General features: G+C 63.2%; 17 protein-coding genes. 10 read left to right on the top strand and 7 right to left on the bottom strand.

The annotated features are described in order from the left end of the window. Window positions 1-149 precede the first annotated feature (149 nt). Window positions 150-905 (top strand): IclR family transcriptional regulator, encoded by a 756-nt coding sequence (locus tag FQP90_RS20620; protein ID WP_011776026.1) that lies wholly within the window; start codon window positions 150-152, stop codon window positions 903-905. A gap of 364 nt (window positions 906-1,269) precedes the next feature. On the opposite strand, the gene FQP90_RS20615 is transcribed toward FQP90_RS20620, so the two are convergent. Together FQP90_RS20615 and pucL are read right to left on the bottom strand one after the other, a co-directional pair. Then, window positions 1,270-2,778 carry a nucleobase:cation symporter-2 family protein gene (locus FQP90_RS20615; RefSeq protein ID WP_144652933.1) on the bottom strand — a complete coding sequence of 503 codons (1,509 nt, stop codon included), beginning with the start codon at window positions 2,776-2,778 and terminating at the stop codon, window positions 1,270-1,272. 157 nt (window positions 2,779-2,935) lie between these two features. Then, the gene (gene pucL, locus FQP90_RS20610; RefSeq protein WP_208760049.1) at window positions 2,936-3,850 is read right to left on the bottom strand and encodes a factor-independent urate hydroxylase; all 915 of its coding nucleotides are present in this window, start codon (window positions 3,848-3,850) and stop codon (window positions 2,936-2,938) included. A gap of 370 nt (window positions 3,851-4,220) precedes the next feature. On the opposite strand from pucL, the gene FQP90_RS23395 reads away from it, so the two are divergent. Beyond that, on the top strand, window positions 4,221-4,397 hold the full coding sequence (locus FQP90_RS23395; protein ID WP_014922716.1) for a hypothetical protein: 177 nt from the start codon (window positions 4,221-4,223) through the stop codon (window positions 4,395-4,397). Between the two features lie 183 nt (window positions 4,398-4,580). Here FQP90_RS23395 and FQP90_RS20605 read toward each other — a convergent pair whose 3' ends face one another. Next, window positions 4,581-5,516 (bottom strand): type IV toxin-antitoxin system AbiEi family antitoxin domain-containing protein, encoded by a 936-nt coding sequence (locus tag FQP90_RS20605; protein WP_144652931.1) that lies wholly within the window; start codon window positions 5,514-5,516, stop codon window positions 4,581-4,583. A gap of 465 nt (window positions 5,517-5,981) precedes the next feature. On the opposite strand from FQP90_RS20605, the gene FQP90_RS20600 reads away from it, so the two are divergent. Both FQP90_RS20600 and FQP90_RS20595 read left to right on the top strand, forming a co-directional pair. After that, window positions 5,982-6,395, top strand: a complete 414-nt coding sequence (locus FQP90_RS20600; protein WP_167510530.1) for a hypothetical protein — start codon at window positions 5,982-5,984, stop codon at window positions 6,393-6,395. 28 nt (window positions 6,396-6,423) lie between these two features. Continuing rightward, window positions 6,424-7,428 carry a hypothetical protein gene (locus FQP90_RS20595; protein WP_244296896.1) on the top strand — a complete coding sequence of 335 codons (1,005 nt, stop codon included), beginning with the start codon at window positions 6,424-6,426 and terminating at the stop codon, window positions 7,426-7,428. A 97-nt stretch (window positions 7,429-7,525) separates the two neighbouring features. On the opposite strand, the gene FQP90_RS20590 is transcribed toward FQP90_RS20595, so the two are convergent. Then, window positions 7,526-8,881, bottom strand: a complete 1,356-nt coding sequence (locus FQP90_RS20590; RefSeq protein ID WP_144652930.1) for an 8-oxoguanine deaminase — start codon at window positions 8,879-8,881, stop codon at window positions 7,526-7,528. Between the two features lie 410 nt (window positions 8,882-9,291). Between FQP90_RS20590 and FQP90_RS20585 the strand changes: the two genes are divergently transcribed. The 5 genes from FQP90_RS20585 to FQP90_RS20565 all read left to right on the top strand — a co-directional run bounded on the left by FQP90_RS20585 (window position 9,292) and on the right by FQP90_RS20565 (window position 16,663). Further along, complete coding sequence (locus FQP90_RS20585; RefSeq protein WP_017200639.1) at window positions 9,292-9,786, top strand: nucleoside deaminase; 495 nt, start codon at window positions 9,292-9,294, stop codon at window positions 9,784-9,786. A 6-nt stretch (window positions 9,787-9,792) separates the two neighbouring features. Then, window positions 9,793-11,376: an NCS2 family permease gene (locus FQP90_RS20580; protein ID WP_144652929.1), complete on the top strand. Its 1,584-nt coding sequence runs from the start codon at window positions 9,793-9,795 to the stop codon at window positions 11,374-11,376. Window positions 11,377-11,707: 331 nt separating this feature from the next. Beyond that, window positions 11,708-12,931: an XdhC family protein gene (locus tag FQP90_RS20575; protein WP_144652928.1), complete on the top strand. Its 1,224-nt coding sequence runs from the start codon at window positions 11,708-11,710 to the stop codon at window positions 12,929-12,931. After that, window positions 12,922-13,851: an FAD binding domain-containing protein gene (locus tag FQP90_RS20570; RefSeq protein ID WP_144652927.1), complete on the top strand. Its 930-nt coding sequence runs from the start codon at window positions 12,922-12,924 to the stop codon at window positions 13,849-13,851. Before FQP90_RS20575 ends, FQP90_RS20570 begins: the two co-directional genes overlap by 10 nt. Next, entirely contained in the window at window positions 13,841-16,663 is a 2,823-nt protein-coding gene (locus FQP90_RS20565) for a molybdopterin-dependent oxidoreductase (protein ID WP_144652926.1), read from the top strand. The genes FQP90_RS20570 and FQP90_RS20565 overlap by 11 nt, the downstream gene beginning before the upstream one ends. 66 nt (window positions 16,664-16,729) lie before the next feature. Here the strand turns inward: FQP90_RS20565 and FQP90_RS20560 are convergent, their stop codons facing one another. Together FQP90_RS20560 and nboR are read right to left on the bottom strand one after the other, a co-directional pair. Then, window positions 16,730-17,197: a GNAT family N-acetyltransferase gene (locus FQP90_RS20560; RefSeq protein ID WP_144652925.1), complete on the bottom strand. Its 468-nt coding sequence runs from the start codon at window positions 17,195-17,197 to the stop codon at window positions 16,730-16,732. Window positions 17,198-17,207: 10 nt separating this feature from the next. Further along, window positions 17,208-17,846, bottom strand: a complete 639-nt coding sequence (nboR, locus tag FQP90_RS20555) for a nicotine blue oxidoreductase (RefSeq protein ID WP_144652924.1) — start codon at window positions 17,844-17,846, stop codon at window positions 17,208-17,210. Window positions 17,847-18,004: 158 nt separating this feature from the next. On the opposite strand from nboR, the gene FQP90_RS20550 reads away from it, so the two are divergent. Further along, on the top strand, window positions 18,005-18,196 hold the full coding sequence (locus FQP90_RS20550) for a YegP family protein (RefSeq protein ID WP_024818015.1): 192 nt from the start codon (window positions 18,005-18,007) through the stop codon (window positions 18,194-18,196). An 85-nt stretch (window positions 18,197-18,281) separates the two neighbouring features. Here the strand turns inward: FQP90_RS20550 and FQP90_RS20545 are convergent. Continuing rightward, on the bottom strand, window positions 18,282-18,473 hold a 192-nt coding region (locus FQP90_RS20545; RefSeq protein WP_144652923.1), incomplete at its 5' end, for a hypothetical protein.

The raw sequence follows: 18,473 nt of genomic DNA, 5'->3' as shown, positions 1-18,473 counted from the left end.
TATCTACAAAGTGGAAACACAACCCCCTGCTTGGTCATGTTCGGTGTCGTCGCGCAGGTGCGCGCTGTGCTGTATGTTGGGTGTTCTAAGCAATTCTTTTCACGATGCGGATAAGAGTTGTCGGAATCTGAGTCATTGGAGACAAGGGAATGGCTGAAAAAGCCTCCGGAGGCGTGCAGTCCGTTGAGCGCGTCTTTGAACTGCTGGAACTGATCACGGATGCGGGTGGCGACGTCACCCTGAGCGAGCTCTCGTCATCCACTGACCTGCCCTTGCCCACCATCCATCGCCTGTTGAGGACCTTGGTGTCCCTGGGCTACATCCGTCAGCTGCCCAATCGCCGCTACGCCCTGGGCCCGCGCCTGATCCGGCTCGGCGAAGGCGCAAGCAAGCAGCTCGGTGCCGTGGCGCGTCCGCAGTTGAAGACCCTCGTGGAACGCCTCGGGGAGACGTCCAACATGGCCGTCCTCGACTCCGACATGGTCATCTACGTCGCACAAGTCCCGTCCATGCACTCCATGCGCATGTTCACCGAAGTCGGCCGCCGCGCCCACACGCACGATACCGGCGTGGGCAAAGCCATCCTGGCCCAGCTGGACGACGAGGTTGTCCGCGGCATCGTGGCCCGCACCGGCATGCCCACTCCCACGGCCAAGAGCATCGGCGACATCGACTCCCTGCTCGCTGACCTCAAGCTCATTCGCGAACGTGGCTACTCCATTGACGAGGAAGAGCAGGAACTCGGTGTCCGCTGCTTCGCCATGGCCGTGCCGAATGCGCCTACCCCAACGGCGATTTCAGTCTCTGGCCCCATCACCCGCGTGGACCAGAGCTTCGCCGACCGTGCCGTGCCCATGTTGCGCGAGGCAGCGATGGCGATCTCCGCGGAGCTGAACCAGAACTAACGCCGAGCTGGCATTTGATGGCAATGTTTCCCAGAAACATTGCCATCTTTTGTCATTTCGGCGCGGGTTAGAGCCTCGCCGGACTGCTCCGTGGCGGTGAAGGTGTCCGTCGTGGCGCCCACTGGAAGGGACGGCCAGGCAAACGTCGGCAGTCCGGCGTCGGACCCTTCGCGAAAGTAAGGGAACGGAAGCGGGATTCCTGTTCAGTCATGGCCTGATTCAACGGTGCGCTTCCCCAAGGTGTACCGCGGCGAAGGTGAGTTTCCTTCAGCGGCGACGGCCGCCGTCGTACATTCACGCAAGACGACGAAAGGCGGCAGTGTCCCCCAAGGAAACACTGCCGCCTGTCATCTGCGGAAGGGTGCTAGTGCTCAGACGCGCTGGACGTTTTGAGCGGGACTTCCTTGCCATCGGCGTCGATCAGCTTGCCGTTCTCGAAGCGGTCGCCTTCGCTCAAGCACTTGATGTCCTCTTCGCTGACGATCCGGTCAGTGCCTGCGACGAATACCGACTGGTTGTCGGAGTTGCCGGCCTTGAAGTGGTTGAAGAGGATGTTCAGCAGGATGGCCATGACGGCCGCCGAGCTGATGCCGGAGTGGAAGATCGTGGCGAACCAGGACGGGAACTGGTCGTAGAACTTCGGGGCGGCGATGGGGATCATACCGAAGCCGATCGATGCCGCCACGATGATCAGGTTCATGTTGTTCTTGTACTCGACCTTGGCCAGGGTGCGGATACCGCTGGCTGCCACCGTACCGAAAAGCACGACGCCGGCACCGCCCAGGACGGGAGTCGGAACCGCTGCGACAACACGGCCCAGGATCGGCAGGAGTCCGAGGATCACCAGGATGAGGCCGCCGGCGCTGACTACGAAGCGGCTCTTGATGCCCGTGATGGCCACAAGGCCAACGTTCTGGGCGAAGGCGCTCTGGGTGAAGGAGTTGAACAGCGGGGAAATGGCGCTGGAAAGCATGTCTGCGCGGAGGCCGTCGCCGATGCGGCGGGAGTCAACCTTGGTGTCTACGATTTCGCCCACTGCGATGATGTCGGCGGATGTCTCGGTCAGGGTCACCAGGATGACGATGAGCATGGAGATGATCGCGGCGATTTCAAAGGTCGGTGCGCCGAACGCGAAGGGAGTGGGGAAAGCGACGATGTCGCCTTGGCCAACCTTGGAGAAGTCAGCCATGCCGGCCACCAGCGCGATGATGGTGCCGATGACCATGGCCAGCAGGATCGAGAGCCGGGAGATGGCAGCGTTGCCAACCTTGCTCAGGAGGAGCACGACGCCCATGGTTGCTGCTGCAAGGCCGATGTTGGCCATGCTGCCGTAGTTGTCAGCCTTGGCGTTGCCACCCATGGCCCAGTTTGCAGCCACTGGCATCAGCGTCAGGCCGATGGTGGTGATCACGGTGCCGGTGACCACCGGCGGGAAGAACTTGATGATCTTGGAGAACAGGGGAGTGATCGCCAGGCCAATCAGCGAGGCCACAATGACTGAGCCGAACACCGCCTGGATGCCGCCGCCACCTTGGACGATCGCCACCATGGTGGAAACACCGGCGAAGGAAACGCCCTGGACCAACGGCAACTGCGAGCCAAAGAATGGAATGCCCACGGTCTGCAGGATGGTGGCCAGGCCGCCAACGAACAAACAGGCGGCGATGAGGAGACCGATGTCCTGCGAGGACATGCCGGCTGCTGCGCCGATAATCAGCGGGGGTGCAATGATTCCGCCGTACATGGTGAGGACGTGCTGGAAGCCGTAGGCGAAGGTGCTGCCAATTGACAGGCGCTTGTCCTCGGGGCGTTCCGGCTTGTTCGTCTGCGAAGAGGTGGTATTCGCAGGGCGGGATTTCTTCTTGATGTTCATGGCAGACTTTCTGGGTTCATGGCAGACGCCTTCGTCTGGCTAACTGTGTCTGGCTAACAAATCTTGGGGTTGTTTTGGGGTTGGGTTTGTGTGCAGGTCCGGCCTGTACGGGGCGCCGTTGGGGAGACCTGCACACAAACCCGGAGGATAGTGCGGTCTAGCAGAAGCCGGCGATGCCGCTCCAGGCAACGGGTGCAGCCGTGGTGTCATCACGCTGGACGGTTGCTTCGATGAGGCCGTACGGGCGATCCGCGGCGAAGAAGACCTCGTTGGGGTTGTCCAGGCCGAACGGGCTCAGGTCAACCAGGAAGTGGTGCTTGTTGGGCATGGAGAACTTGATCTCGTCCACTTCGCTGTGTGCTTCCAGGACCTTCTTACCCATGTCGAACAGCGTCTGCTGCAGTGCGTGGGAGTAGTTCTCGGTGAAGCCTTCCAGCAGGAGCGCCTTGATGTCCTCGTAGCTCTTGTTGAAGTCGGTGCCGGCAACATCAAGGTTGGTGTTGTAGCGCCAGCGGGCGGAGACGTCGGTGGCAAGGATGCGATCCGTGGTCTCCGGCAGGGTGGTGTACTTGTCGCGCGGGTAGCCGACGAAGCCGGATTCCGTGGTCTTCAGGACGGTCAGGTCCTTGAGGCCGGAGATTACGTGGGTGGTTGCGCCATCGCGGACGACGACGGCGGTGCGCACCTCTTGTCCGTTGCGGACGAAGCTGTGGTTGTGTCCCTCGCCGTGGGCCTGGATGCGGTCCCACGAGTAGGCTTCGGCTTCCCAGCGGCCGCCGGTGACCCAGTCGAATTCGCCGGTGAAGTGATCTGCAAGGCGGAGGAGGAAGGACTCGGGGGAGCCTACTCCTTCACGGGCAAACGCGTAGACGGTGTTCTTCTGGGTGTCAGTGGCAACGACGTGGCCGTTGTCGCCCTGGAGGTGAGCGGCCTGGAAGTCGCCACGCAGCTGCGAGGTGACGTTCAGGTCTTCGATGTGGTGGCGGTCAGTATCCCGGGTGACCTTGACGACGCGGACTTCTGCTTTGCCGTACTGGTTTTCGCCGAGGACGATGTTGTTGCTCATGGTCATATCCCAACTTCTGTGAGGTGGAACTTACGTTCCATCAATGAAATTAAGCGCGTGTTTCCACCGCGTTTCTGGTGGAGTCGACCCAACAAAAAAGAGCCGACATCCATTGATGCCAGCTCATTACGACCCTGCCTGCTGCTCCCAGGTTACGTGACCTACGCCACGAACTGATTCGAGAGTAGCGCACAAATTCGTCTTGTGTATACGGGTTTCCCGGGATCGTTATGAACCTTCCAAATGTGACCGGGGCAACTCGATTGGTCCCAGGGGAGGTCTTGACGCCTGCTTTCAGGGCTGCCTACACTTTCCACATAACAATAAAAATTTTCCGGAGTACGGAAACTGCTTGCACGAGAAAGAGGAGGAACAGATGGACTCGAAGGATACGAACAACGTCGTGGAATTCCCGGCGCCGGGCCAGGAACTGTACCTGCCGTTCGGTGCAACAGATCCGGACTTCTACATTCCGGCCGACTGTGACCGCAAAGCCGGCGGGTTCTCCCGTTGGCTGCGCGCGCTCCCGGTGTTCGGCCGGCAGCGCCCCTAGGATCTTCCTGCATCAACGGGGCGCGGACTCTGCGCAACAGAGCCAACGAGGCGGGTGACACCTGGGGAGGTGTCGCCCGCCTTTCCGCATGCCCTGCCGCCCCGCCCCCACCCCGTTTCGATGCCTTGCTGCACACCGTGCCGTGCGTACGGCGTAGTGCGCAGCAAGCCCCCGAAATGGGGACTATCCTGGGCTCCGCAGAACGCGCAGGACGCTCATCTTGAACTGCTGCTCCCGGAACAAGTGCTGCCATTTGACCCGAATGAACGTCCATCCTTGAGCCATCAGTGCCTTCTCTCGCTGCCTTTCCCGGTAGATGACCTCCGCAGTGGGCGCGTAGTCGAAGTACTTGACCTTTCCGTCGAACTCCAAGGCCACCTTCTTCTTGCGCCAAGCAAAGTCCAGGCGATGATGGCCCTCCGACGAAGATGCCTCCACCTGGAGCTCGGGGAGTTCGATCCCCAAGCGTTGGAGTAGCTCGCGGGTAAGCGTCTCTCCCGGTGACTCGGATCGGGCATCGGCATTCTCCAGGGCCCGGCGCAGGGTGCGAACTCCGTTGCGCCCGGCTAATGACGCGCACATCTGCTGGATCTCTCCCACGGCCGCACCCATGCGAAGGGCGTGGTCCATCAGCACCAGGGATTGTTTGTAGTTCAGCATGAGGCAGCAGTCCACTACGGTCTGTTCCAGAGAGGTGCATGGCATGTCGTCCAGGAAAACAACACCTCCCGACCTCAGCGCACGGGCGTGCGGCACCACATCCTTGCCGTGGGATGTGCGTGATGCAGTTGACCCGGTGGTGACGTGCACCCTGTCATCTACATCCCACAGGAACAACCCGTGGAGGCGCGCGGCCGAGGTGTGGCTGTAGACCAAGCCGCCGGCCGACGTCGGGAGCGTTCCGTGCGCGTGCGCGGCGATCAATTGCCGGCTGCGAACCCAGGGCTTTTGCTCTGTCCACGTGCTGCCGCGGATGTAGCAGCCGCGACGTAGTCGCACTAATTCGCCGGCGCGCAGCAGCGATGCAATCTTTCTGTCATTCAAGCCCAGGTCGTGGAGCTCGCTGGTTCGCCATAAATCCATGCCCATTGGGAGTTCGCCCAGGCCTCTCTTCGTCATGGGATAAGCCTCAAACGTGCCGTGCCGCGGGAACAGGCGCGAGCCCCGTTATGTGGAGAAATCCATTTCGATGGCTTGCTGCAGGCAATGCCGAACGAACGGCCCGATGCGCAGCAAGGCGTCGAAACGGCCGGCATGGCGCAAAAGTGTGTCACGTATGCTGGGTTGACGGCCGCCTCTGGGTACTTGAAAGGTCGTCGCGGCCCTGACCGGACACGGGCCGCATCCTCTCGTTCCACGGGACCGTCCACAGGCGGGCACCGGACAGGAACGGGAATCCGACGCGCATCGCCGCGCCGTGCCGGGCTTGATCCTGGCTGAAACCCTGCGAATGCAGGTGACGGAAGAGCCGGTCTGGGGGCCGGTACCGGAGCAGCTGAACCCTGGCTGCAACCCCGAAGGAACACACGCTATGAAACTCAAGGTCTCAACTCTTGGGGCGGTGATCGCGTTGGCTCTAGCTGGATGCACGACGCCGACACCGCAGCCTACGCCGTCGGTAACTGTCACGGCGCCGACGCCGACGCCGACGGTAACCACTGCGACACCCACTCCGACGCCGACCACGGCAAGTCCGACGCCGACGCCTACGCGTACTGCGACACCCACGCCGACGCCGACGCCTACGCGTACTGCGACACCCACTCCGACGCCGACCACGGCAAGTCCGACACCCACCCCGACGCCGACCACGGCAAGTCCGACCCCAACCCCAACACCCACCCCGACACCCACCCCGACTCAAACCATCGGCAGCCTCGCCAACCTGGCAAGGGTCCCTTGGGACGGCGGCCCTGCGTACTGGGCGAAGTTCCCCGGCGCGGCGAAGCTCAACAACCCCAACCTGTTCCCGATCAGCGTCTACTACGGCAAACCTGAACACGCCCCGCAGCTGAAGGACATCGGCGTGAACGTTTACCAGAACGCGGAACACGACGGCTCCACGATGGCCTCCATCACGAACACGGGAATGCTGGTCATCGCCGGCACCGAGTGGTCCCGTACCGAAGTGGGCAGCAACACGGGTGTGGTCGGCTGGGACACCTACGACGAGTGCGACATGCTCGGACTGGGCTGCAGCGGCTCCACTTACGCGCAGAACCTACAGCAGATGCAGAACAAGGTGGCACAGATCCGCGGATTCAACGATGGCAGGTTCGCCTTCGCCAACTATTCCAAGGGCATCCTGGGCACCTACTGGGCGCCGGGACTTATGGACGACTTCATGGCAGCCGTTGACGCAGCGTCAGTCGACAATTACATGTACGCCCGGGCTGATTTGCAGGATGAGTTGAACCGCACTCCGGCATGGCCTCAGGGCGCGAGGACAGCTACCTCGGCTGCTTATGGCTGGCAAATAGACCAGATGCGGAAATTCCAGGCCACCCCTGGCAATAAGCCGAACTGGATTTTCGTTGAGTCCGCCAAGCCATTCCTGAATGCCTCCAACGACCGGACCATCATGCCGGAACAGATGGAGGGCGCTATGTGGTCAGGCATCATCCATGAGGCGCGTGGGATCAGCATCTTCCAGCACAACAACAACGGTCAAGCTGGTTTCGGGACGTATTCCTTGGTCCAGGCGCCGGCTGACCGGAAGGCGAAGATCAAGGCTGCCCTCGCTGGTATCCAGGCCCTGGCACCTGTCCTGAACACCCAAAGCTACGTGTGGAACGCGGGGGCTGCGGGAACAGACACGATGCTCAAGGCCAAGGATGGCAGTGCCTACCTCTTTGCGGGGATCGGGCTGAACGGGACCACCGGCTCCAAGACCTTCACGCTCCCGGCCGGGATCACTGGCTCGCAAGTGGAGGTTGTGGGTGAGAACCGGACCATCGCCGTGCAGGGCGGTAAGTTTACGGATTCGTTCGCCAACGAGTACACGCACCACGTCTACAAGGTCACGATCTAGCCAGGCCAGTCCATTTCGATGGTTCGCTGCCAAACGTGCCGTGCGAACGGCCCAGTGCGCAGCGAACCATCGAAATGGCCAAGCCAGTAGAACAGGCCTACCCAGCCACCAGCTTCCGTGCCGCCGCGGAGTGCTCGGCGATCAGTCCGGCCACGTCCAGCCCGGGAATCGTACCTTCCACTACCCGCCAGGCCCCACCAACCATCACGCGGTCAGCCCGATCCGCCCCGCAGAGCAACAACGCAGCAACGGGATCGTGGCTGCCGGAGAACCGCAGCTCGTCAGGCTTGAACAAAGCCAGGTCGGCCTGTAATCCCGGAGCCAGCTGCCCGATGTCGGAGCGACCCAGAACAGCTGCGGATCCCCGTGTCGCCCAGCCCAGGGCGCGCTCCACGGGCACGGAGGCGCCGTAGCGCAGACGCTGCAAGTACAGTGCCTGCCGTGCTTCGAGGATCATGTTGGAAGCATCGTTCGACGCCGATCCGTCCACTCCCAGCCCCACGGGAACACCCGCTGCCTCGAGTTCCAGGACGCGCGCGGTCCCGGAGGCGAGGCGCATGTTGGACGTGGGGCAATGCGCGACGGCGGTTCCTGCGGCTCCCAGCCTGGCGATCTCCTCGTCGTTGAAATGGATGCCGTGGCCCAGCCAGGTCCGGTTACCCAGCCAGCCCACGGATTCAAGGTAATCCACGGTCCGCAGGCCGAACATGGATTGGCAGAAGTCTTCTTCGTCGATGGTTTCGGCAAGGTGGGTGTGGAGCCGGACGTCGAATCGTTCGGCCATGGCGGCGCTTTCGGCCATGATTTCCTTGGTCACGGAGAAGGGCGAGCACGGGGCAAGGGCGATCTGTACAACGGCCCCGTCACCGGTCTCGTGATACTTGCGGATGAGCCGTTCGCTGTCCGAAAGGATCGCCTCAGGCGACTGGACCGTGGTCCTGGGCGGCAGCCCGCCGTCGTCCTCTCCGAGTGTCATGGAGCCGCGGGTCAACGTGGCCCGCATCCCCATGGCGCGGACCGCAGCGACCTCGATATCGATGGCATCTTCCATACCGTCGGGGAAGAGGTAGTGGTGGTCGGCGGCGGTGGTACAGCCCGACAGCAGCAACTCAGCGAGGGCAACCTGCACCGCGAGCTCAAGGCTCCGCGGGGTCAGTCGTGCCCACACAGGGTAGAGGTTCTGCAGCCACGGGAACAGCGGTGCGTTGGCCACGGGACCCCAGGCGCGGGTGAGCGTTTGGTAGAAGTGGTGGTGCGTGTTGATGAGGCCGGGGAGGACCACATGCCCGGATGCGTCAAACACGGCGGCAGGAGCCGAGGGCTGTCCGCCCGAAGGCACCAGCTCCACGATTTTCCCGTCGGAAACTACCAGGCCGCCGCCGGCATCGAGGTCGTTTGCAGTGAAGATGCCCAGCGGATTCTTGATCCAGAGCCGGGTGGGGGATTGCGACATGAGGGGTTCCTTGTCTGGTCGGCATGTATGCGTTCCAGCTCAGTTAGGCCCTGTCTGCTGATCCAGGTTGCCGGGCCGCCTCGGGCGCCCGGTGCAAAAAGCGTAAAATGCTCGACGGCGGCAGTCAACGCCCGCAGCGACGTGGCGGTCACATTTGGCGGACACTCGGCATGAATAACTAATTTCGTATGACGAAATTAAATTTTCAAAAAACTATGGCGCGGCTCACAAACCCGGTGCTACGCTCTAACTGCCAAAGGCGGGCACCCGGACCTCGGGAAGCTATCTACCAGGCGCAACTTAACCTTCATCGCACATGCTGAAGCCTGGTAACCAAGCTAACTGGAGCTCCTTTCTGTAGCGCCCCCAAACAGGTCACCTGGCTTCCTCAGCACTAAGGAAGTCGCAACATGAGTACAACCGTCACGGCCGAGCAATTCCTGGCCACATCCATTGAGCTGGCAACAGCCAATGTCCTCAACAGTGGAGGCCCCTTCGGCGCCGTCATTGTCACTGCGGATGGACGAGCCTTCGAAGGCGTCAACCGCGTCACCGCCACCAACGATCCCACCGCTCACGCAGAAGTCACGGCCATCCGTAACGCGTGCCGCGAACTGGGAACCTTTGATCTGAGCGGAGCCACCCTCTACACCAGCTGCGAGCCATGCCCCATGTGCCTGGCCTCCGCACTTTGGGCACGCGTTGACCGCGTGTTCTTTGCCGCAGACCGTCACGACGCCGCATCTGTCGGCTTCGACGACGCCGTCTTCTACGAGTACTTCGAGAACGACAACCGGGACGCGCTGATGCCGGTAGCCAAGTTGGAACTGGGCGACCCCCAGGCTCCGGCGGCCCTCCAGCCGTTCAACACATGGAACACGCTTGATTCCAGGATTGATTACTAGGGCCCGGTGGCTGACATGGAAATCCTGGATACCGCAGATATGCCCAAAGCAGCTGAAAAGCAGGCTGCGCTCTTCCCCAACGGAAACGACGGCGCAGAGCCCACAGCGGCAAAGCACACGGCAACCGGCCTGGCAGGCGGCAACAAGAAGCCCCCGGTGTCGAACTCCTTCCTGGACAAGTTCTTCCAGATCTCAAAGCGTGGCTCCACGCTGGCCCGCGAATTCCGCGGCGGCCTGGTCACGTTCTTCACCATGGCGTACATCGTCATCCTGAACCCGCTCATCCTGGGTGGTTTCTCGGCAGACAACGCCCCTGTTGATGTCGCGGGCGGTTGGCTCTCCGCCGCGCAGGTGGGTGCCGTCACCGGCCTCACCGCCGGCGTTATGACCATCATCTTCGGCTTGGTAGCCAACCTGCCCTTTGGCCTGGCAGCGGGCCTGGGCATCAACTCCTTCCTCGCCGTCGCGGTCATCCAGGAAGTCACCTGGCCAGAAGCCATGGGCCTGGTGGTCATCAACGGCATCCTGATCGTCCTCTTCGGTGCCACAGGCGCCCGGACGGCGATCTTCAAGGCAGTCCCCAAGGAACTCAAGGCCGCCATCACCGTTGGCATTGGTCTCTTCATCGCCTTCATCGGCTTCGTGGACTCCGGATTCGTTCGCGCCACCACGGGCGGCCCACCGGTCCAGCTTGGCGACAACGGTTCCATCACCTCCATCCCCACCCTCGTCTTCATCATCGGACTGCTGACCATGGGAATCCTCGTGGCACGCAAGATCCAGGGCGGCCTGCTCATCGGCATTGTCGCCACCACCGTCCTCGCCGCTGTCGCCGAGGCTGTGTTCCACATTGGCCCAGGCACTGCCGACAACCCCGGCGGCTGGCACCTCAACGTGCCCATCCTGTCGAGCCAGCTGGTGTCGGTCCCGGACCTGAGCCTGGTGGGCCAGTTCGATCTTTTCGGTTCTTTCGCAAGGATCGGCGGCCTCGCTGCCACCATGTTGGTCTTCACCCTGGTATTCACCAACTTCTTCGATGCCATGGGCACCATGACCGGCCTGGCCAAGAGCGCAGGCGTGGCGCACAAGGATGGCACGTTCCCCAAGCTGAAGTCCGCCTTCATTGTTGAAGGCATGGGCGCAGTGGTGGGCGGCGCGACGTCCGGCTCGTCCAACACCGTGTACATCGACTCGGCAGCGGGCATCGGCGAAGGGGCACGCACCGGCCTGGCCTCCGTGGTCACCGGCCTGCTGTTCCTGGGCTCGATGTTCTTCACGCCGCTCACCTCGGTGGTGCCGCTGGAAGTGGCTGCTGCAGCACTGGTGGTGGTGGGCGCGATGATGATGGCGCAGATCCGCGAGATCAAGTTCACCAAGTTCTCCATCGCGCTGCCCGCGTTCCTGACCATCGTGACCATGCCCCTGACCTACTCCATCGCCAACGGCATCGGCGTCGGTTTCATCTCCTTCGCCGTCATCAGCGCGGCGTCGGGCAAGGCCAAGAAGGTGCACCCGCTCATGTGGGTGGTCACGGCAGGCTTCATCATCTACTTCGCCCGTGGCCCCATCAACGCCCTGATGGGCGTCTGACCCGGAGCCCCACCCCGCGCCGGCGGGCATCATTCCGGCACTCCGATCGACGGTCCGTCGGAACCCACCGCACGAATAGGCGTCCGCCGTCGTCGTCCCTATAGAACAGGCACGACGGCGGGCGGCGGCCGGGTTCCGACGCTCCGTCAGGGAACGGGGGCAGGGAGATGAAGCCCTTGCCCCCGTTCCTATGAACTCTTACTGATTGAACTTTTACTGATAAGCCGCGACTACCCCGCAACATCCTCTGGAAATGAGAATATGGGGCAAGATCGCGCACTGCTCCGGCCGGGCCACCCGGCCGGGACACCTGGAATAAGGATGTGTTGCCATGCTGGATCTGATGCCTTCACTGGGCAGCTGGCGGCCTGCGGTCTCCGGCCAACTGTGTGCCGTGGCCACGATCGTAGGGACGGGCGGCTCTGTGCCGCGGCCTACCGGGACCTCCATGATGGTCTCCGAACATGGCGAAATCCTGGGCAGCTTGTCCGGCGGATGCGTGGAAGGTGCCGTCGTTGAGGCGGCCTTGGAAGCAATGCGCGACGGCGGCCCGCGCCTTGAATCTTTCCGTTACAGTTCCGAGGATGCGTTCGCCGTCGGACTTACCTGTGGAGGAGAGCTGGAAGTCCACATCCAGCCGCTCACGGCAGGCGCACCCGAACTCTCTTTGTTTGCTCAAACACAACGCCCCGCAGCGCTGATCCGGCGCCTCGATGCCGGCGGCGGAGTCGTGGTGGTCAATGATCCTGTGAGGTTCCGAGCCATGGAATCGGAGGAACTCGCCAAATTGGTGGGAGACCACCCTGCCACGCTGTTCGCCGCTGCGGCCCAGGTTGAACCGCTCCTCCAAGGTGGCCGTGCCGGCTTGGTCCGTCTGGCCGCACCCGAGGGCTGCATCGATGGGTGGGTCACCACTGAGAGGTTGGCTTTGCCCCCGCGGGAGGAAACCCAGCCCGAACCCATCACCCTGTTCGTTGAAAGCCGTTTGCCGGCGGCACGAATGCTGGTCTTCGGTGCCAACGACTTTGGGGCGGCACTGCTCCCCGCAGGGCAACTCCTCGGCTATGACGTCACCATGTGCGACGCCCGGCCTGCCTTCGCCGCACAAAGCCGCTTCGCCGGAGCCGATCAAGTGGTCACCGACTGGCCCCATCGGTACCTCGAATCGGAGGCAGCGGCAGGACGTATCGACGCCCGGACGGTGGTGTGCATCCTGACCCACGACCCCAAGTTCGATATCCCCTTGCTTGAGAGCGCCCTCCGGTTGAACCTGGCGTACGTTGGCGCGATGGGTTCCCGTCGCAGCCACCGCCAGCGGGTGGAGGCACTGCTTGATGCCGGTACGCCCCCGGAACGATTGGAACGGCTGCATTCACCCATCGGACTGAACCTCGGCGCTGTGACTCCCGCAGAAGTTGCCGTCTCCATCACGGCCGAAATCATCGCCGGGCGCGGGACCAGCCACCACAAAGACGGCTTCCCTTCCCTCAAAGACAGCACCGGTCCGATCCACCCGGCACCTCAACACCTCACCCAGGAGGACCCATGGACATGAACACCATCGAGGCCGTGGTCCCCACCACGGACCCTGCGCAATGGCGCGACGGCGATGCCTGGCTCGCCGGAGGCACCGTCCTCTTCTCCTACGGAAGCACCGTGCTCAAGAGGCTCCTTGACCTCGGACAAGCCAACTGGCCAGCCGTCACCGTCACTGACCAAGGCATCGAACTTGCCGCCACCTGCACCGTGGCCGAGCTTTACGCCTTGCCGCTTTCCGCTGAAACGGCGGACCGCGAGTGGCCTGGCCTGGCCCTGGTCCGTCCGTGCTGTGACTCGTTCGTGGCATCGTTCAAGATCTGGAACATGTCCACGGTAGGCGGCAACATCTGCACCGGATTGCCGGCCGGACCCATGACGTCGTTGTGCGCTGGATTGGACGGCATCGCCACCATCCTGAGCCCGGATGGCACCAGCCGAACTGTTCCCGTGGCCGATGTCGTCATTGGAGACATGCAGACTGTCCTGGCTCCGGGGGAGTTGCTCCGCAGCATCCACCTACCGGACCCTGCGTTGTCCGCCCGGGTAGCGTTCCGGCGTCTGTCGCTTAGCAACCTCGGTCGCTCCGGCGTGCTGTTGATCGGGCGGTTGGACCCCGACGGCGGCCTGGTCATCACGGTGACCGCGTCCACCAAACGGCCGGTACAGCTGAGGTTCCCCGCTGGGCAGGTTCCCGACGCCGGGACCCTGGCTGACGCCGTCGGGAATTCCATTCCCTGGCCGCTCTATCACGATGACATCCACGGGCTCCCGGCTTGGCGCCGGGACATGACGTTCAAGCTCGCCGAGGAAATCCGCGCCGAGCTGTTGGGCGAATCGATGACGGTTTCCGGCGATTTCTGGCCGCCGCACGCCACGTCGCCGCAACCGTCCGCACAACCCAGCACCCAGCAGAAGGAGGCCCGGAATGGCAATTGAAATCAATGGAGCCGCCTCGCAGGCCACACCCCGGCCCGGCCAATGCCTCCGCACGTTCCTCCGCGAAGAAGGCAACTTCGGCGTCAAGAAGGGCTGCGACGGCGGCGACTGCGGAGCCTGCACCGTCCACGTCGACGGCACGCCGGTCCACAGCTGTATCTACCCGGCCGTCCGCGCCGAGGGTAAAGCGGTGACCACCATCGAAGGCCTCGGTTCCGCTGATGGGCTGCACCCTGTGCAGGAGCAGTTCCTGGAGGGTCAAGGCTTCCAGTGCGGCTTCTGCACCGCTGGAATGATGATGACCGCGGCCACGTTCGACGACGAGCAACGCGCCAACCTGCCCCGCAACCTCAAGGGCAACCTGTGCCGCTGTACCGGCTACCGCTCCATCGCGGACGCCGTCTGTGGCCACGGCGGCGATCACCAGCACGACGCCGGGGCCGACGTTTCGGGGGCCCAGCCGCCTGCCGCTGCAGGAAACCCCACCGTGGAAGCAACTCCCGGCCAGCTGGGCGACAACGTCCCGGCGCCCGCAGGCCAAGCCATCGTGACCGGAACCGCCCGATACACCTTGGATGTCCCCTCCGAGCAACTCCCCGGCCTGCTGCACATGAAGCTCCTGCGTTCGCCGCACGCACATGCCCGGATTGTGTCCATCGACAAGGCTCCGGCCCTGGCCGTTCCCGGTGTAGTGGCAGTGTTCACGCACGAAGACGCACCCCGGTTGTTGTTCTCCACGGCCCAACACGAGAACTTCGCCGACGACCCCGATGACACCCGGGTCCTGGACAACGTAGTGCGATTCATCGGGCAGCGGGTTGCCGCAGTGGTGGCCGAATCCGTGGGTGCGGCCGAGGCCGGTGCCCGTGCACTGGCCGTCCAGTATGAAGTCCTGGAACCCGTCTTTACTCCCCAGGAAGCCATCCTTCCCGGCGCCCCGGCGATTCATGGGGAAAAGGACGGCGAAGCTTCCCGGATCTCACGGCCGCTCCAGAACGTGGTGGCCGAGGTCCACGCCGAACTGGGCAGTGTGGCCGACGGCTTCGCGGCCGCCGACTTCATCCACGAGCACACCTACCAAACGCAGCGTGTCCAGCATGTCGCGATGGAAACCCATGCTTCCATCGCGTGGTTGGATGAGGACGGCCGTCTGGTGATCCGATCTTCCACGCAGGTTCCGTTCCTGGTGAAGCGCACGCTGAGCCGGGTGTTTAACCTGCCGCCGGAGACCATCCGCGTGGTGGCCGGCCGGGTTGGCGGTGGATTCGGCGGAAAACAGGAAGTCCTTACCGAGGACCTGGTGGCGCTGGCAGCCTTGGCCCTCCGCAGGCCTGTGCAGCTTGAGTTCACCCGGACGGAGCAGTTCACGGCAACCACCACCCGCCACCCCTTCACCATTCACCTGAAGGCGGGTGCCAACCGCGACGGGTACCTGACCGCCCTTCAGTTGAATGTCCTCACCAACACCGGTGCCTACGGAAACCACGCTCCCGGCGTGATGTTCCACGGCTGCGGCGAATCCTTGGCTGTCTACAAGTGCGTCAACAAGAAAGTGGATGCGCACGCCGTTTACACCAACACCGTTCCAGCCGGCGCTTTCCGTGGTTATGGGCTGAGCCAGATGATCTTCGCGATCGAGTCAGCCATTGACGAGCTCGCCGTAGGCATCGGCATGGATCCTTTGGAATTCCGCCTGAAGAACATGGTCCGGCCCGGTGACCACATGCTCTCCACCACGCCCGAGCCTGAGGAAGACGTGCACTATGGAAGCTACGGGCTGGACCAGTGCGTGGCCTTGGTTCGGGACGCCTTGGATCGTGGCAAGGAGCGTTACCGTGCCGCCGGACTGGACGACCTCGGACCGGACTGGGTCATCGGAGAGGGCTCCGCGTTGTCCATGATCGACACCGTTCCGCCGCGCGGCCACTTCGCCCACACCCGGGTGAGCCTGGAAGCGGACGGGAGGTTCGCCGTCGACGTCGGTACTGCGGAATTCGGGAACGGCACCACAACCGTGCATGCGCAGCTGGCTGCCACCGCGCTGGCGACAGCCGCGTCCAAGGTGACCGTGCGCCAGTCCGACACCGACCTCGTGGAGCACGACACCGGCGCGTTCGGTTCTGCCGGAACCGTGGTGGCCGGCAAGGCGACGCTCGGAGCTGCGCTGGAACTCGCCACCCGGATCCAGACCGTGGCTGCGTCCCTGACGGGTGCGGCCCTGACGGATTGCCGTTTGGTGGACGGAGCGGTTCAGTGCGGCGACCGTACTGTGGCACTGAAGGACATTGTCGACGCCGCCCGGCTGCAAGGCGTTCGGCTCGCCACCGACGGAAACTGGGGAGGAACGCCGCGATCGGTGGCGTTCAACGTCCACGGCTTCCGGGTTGCAGTGAACACGGGAACGGGTGAGCTGCGGATCCTGCAGAGTGTGCAGGCCGCAGACGCCGGTGTGGTGGTCAATCCACGGCAGTGTCGCGGGCAGATCGAGGGCGGCATTGCGCAGGCGCTCGGCGCGGTGCTGTACGAGGAAGTGAAGGTGGACGACGCCGGGCGCGTCACCACGGACATCCTGCGGCAGTACCATATTCCGTCTTTCGCGGACGTGCCCAGGAGCGAGGTGTACTTCGCCACTACCAACGACTCCACCGGTCCGCTCGGCGCCAAGTCCATGAGCGAAAGCCCGTTCAACCCTGTGGCACCCGCGCTGGCCAACGCCATCCGCAACGCCACGGGCATCCGCTTCGGTGAGCTGCCCATCGCGCGGGACAAGATCTACCTTGCCCTCCGCGACAGGACCACTGCGCCCGTCTAACCCAAGCGACCCAACCAGGGGACAGCAGACGCCGGTATGAGCCTTCATTACGACGTTTGCTGTCCCCTACTTGGGTGAAACGGTGAGCTCCATGAACACGCTGTTCGGGTCCAGGGTGTAGTCGGCGAATGGTGGGCATTCGGTGAAGCCGTGCCGGGAATACAGGCGGCGCGCGGGGGCGAAATACTCCTCGGTGCCTGTTTCCAGGCTCACGCGTTCGTAGCCCAGGCGGCCGGCCTCGGCCACGATGTGCTCCAGCATCAGGGTGGCGACTCCGCGCCCACGGGCACTGGCTGTTGTGCGCATGGATTTGATCTCGGCATGCCCACCGGAGAGCTTCTTCAACGCGCCGCACCCCAACAGCACGCCGTCCTCGCGGGCTGTCCAGAACGTGATCGACTCGTGTGACAACGCTGAGTGATCCAAGGCGTGGACACTCTCGGCCGGCGACGTTGCGAACATGTCGGCCAGGTGCTCGCTGAGGAGTTGGTGGACATCAGGGCGCGCGGGATCATCAGGTTCGATGCGGATCATGGACCCTAATTTACCCTTCTAAAAGATGCAACTGATCTTTCGTGTCCAAGTCCTCGCCCGAGCAGAGGTCGCTGCAATCCACCAGATCCACCAGCCCTGGATGGGCCTTGAGGAAAGACCTCGCGCCCGTGTCGCCATTCGCTGCTTCCGCGGCTTGCTGGCGGAGTCCGACGTCGAAAATCACCGGGTGCCTGCGCTTCAGGCGGCCTGCCTCATCAGGGTAGGCGGCCGCAGTGACCCGACCAGGACGGTGGCTGCCCAGCAGCCGGCTCACCGCCGTCGGGGTTAATCCGGGCTGGTCCACCAGCGCCACCATGATGCTGTTGCCTGGTGTTGCGGCGTCGATGCCTGCGCGGAAGGAACCGGCCATGCCCTTGCCCCAGTTTTCGTTCTCCACCACTACGTGTGAACCCAGGTCCACGACGCTCCTAACACGGTCGGCCTCGGCCCCGATCACCACCACTACCTCGCGGCAGCCGCCATCGAAAAGGGTGTCGGCGAGGACTTCCACCAGTGTGCGGCCGCGGAAGGGGAGCAGCGCCTTGGGGCCGCGGCCCAGCCGGGTGCCGGCGCCCGCGGCGAGCAGCACGCCCGTAACAGGGGCCATGCCGGAGTCAGTCATATCCTCACGATACGCGCGGGGTTGCATGCGGTCTCTAGCTCCTAGCGTGCTTTCGAAGAGATCTACCGATATCGGTTGCAAATTACTGATCGGTAGGGCTTTTGATGGGAGGAAATGGCCGTTAGGGTCGGTGGAGAGTTATGAAGTCAGCTCGGGTACGCAACGACGCGTGAGGACAGGGGAAAATGGCGGGCAGTTTCGAGATTCTCAAAGCAGGTACTAACTCATTCCGATTCCGGCTCACAGCCGAGGACGGCACGGTTGTGGCAGTGTCGCCGCAGTTTCCAAGTTTGAAGGCCGTGGTGGCCGGTATCAACGCAGTCCGCGAGAACGCGGCAACAGGCTTTGTGGTCGACAGGAGGAACCTGGGCACCTGAGCCAGGTTCGCAAAACCCAGCACAACGACAGTTGGCGGCAGTGTTCTTTACGAACACTGCCGCCAACTGTCGTTAGTGCGGATTGTCAGGCGTCGCCGCCTGCTCCGCCGGTGGTGCCGGCGTTTACGTCGAGCAGTTTGTAGCGGTCAATGGCGTACGACGGCGCGCCCTCCTCAACCTCGCCCCTCGCCGCCAGCAACTGGAGGGTTTTGGCGACGATGGAGTGGGTGTCGTTTTTGAAGTAGCGGCGGGCGGCTTGGCGGGTGTCGGAGAAGCC

Origin of the sequence: Paenarthrobacter nitroguajacolicus, assembly GCF_007786235.1 — a bacterium.
Classification (GTDB): Bacteria; Actinomycetota; Actinomycetes; order Actinomycetales; family Micrococcaceae; genus Arthrobacter; species Arthrobacter nitroguajacolicus_A.
This window is presented reverse-complemented; position numbering and strand designations above follow the sequence as displayed.

Coding starts and splice junctions, on each gene's coding strand:
- pucL (WP_208760049.1), bottom strand. CDS start 3,850: ATGACCATGAGCAACAACATCGTCCTCGGCGAAAACCAGTACGGCAAA.
- FQP90_RS20550 (WP_024818015.1), top strand. CDS start 18,005: ATGGCGGGCAGTTTCGAGATTCTCAAAGCAGGTACTAACTCATTCCGA.
- FQP90_RS20600 (WP_167510530.1), top strand. CDS start 5,982: ATGCACGACGCCGACACCGCAGCCTACGCCGTCGGTAACTGTCACGGC.
- FQP90_RS20605 (WP_144652931.1), bottom strand. CDS start 5,516: ATGACGAAGAGAGGCCTGGGCGAACTCCCAATGGGCATGGATTTATGG.
- FQP90_RS20590 (WP_144652930.1), bottom strand. CDS start 8,881: ATGTCGCAATCCCCCACCCGGCTCTGGATCAAGAATCCGCTGGGCATC.
- FQP90_RS20575 (WP_144652928.1), top strand. CDS start 11,708: ATGCTGGATCTGATGCCTTCACTGGGCAGCTGGCGGCCTGCGGTCTCC.
- FQP90_RS20620 (WP_011776026.1), top strand. CDS start 150: ATGGCTGAAAAAGCCTCCGGAGGCGTGCAGTCCGTTGAGCGCGTCTTT.
- FQP90_RS20585 (WP_017200639.1), top strand. CDS start 9,292: ATGAGTACAACCGTCACGGCCGAGCAATTCCTGGCCACATCCATTGAG.
- nboR (WP_144652924.1), bottom strand. CDS start 17,846: ATGCAACCCCGCGCGTATCGTGAGGATATGACTGACTCCGGCATGGCC.
- FQP90_RS23395 (WP_014922716.1), top strand. CDS start 4,221: ATGGACTCGAAGGATACGAACAACGTCGTGGAATTCCCGGCGCCGGGC.
- FQP90_RS20560 (WP_144652925.1), bottom strand. CDS start 17,197: ATGATCCGCATCGAACCTGATGATCCCGCGCGCCCTGATGTCCACCAA.
- FQP90_RS20615 (WP_144652933.1), bottom strand. CDS start 2,778: ATGAACATCAAGAAGAAATCCCGCCCTGCGAATACCACCTCTTCGCAG.
- FQP90_RS20570 (WP_144652927.1), top strand. CDS start 12,922: ATGGACATGAACACCATCGAGGCCGTGGTCCCCACCACGGACCCTGCG.
- FQP90_RS20565 (WP_144652926.1), top strand. CDS start 13,841: ATGGCAATTGAAATCAATGGAGCCGCCTCGCAGGCCACACCCCGGCCC.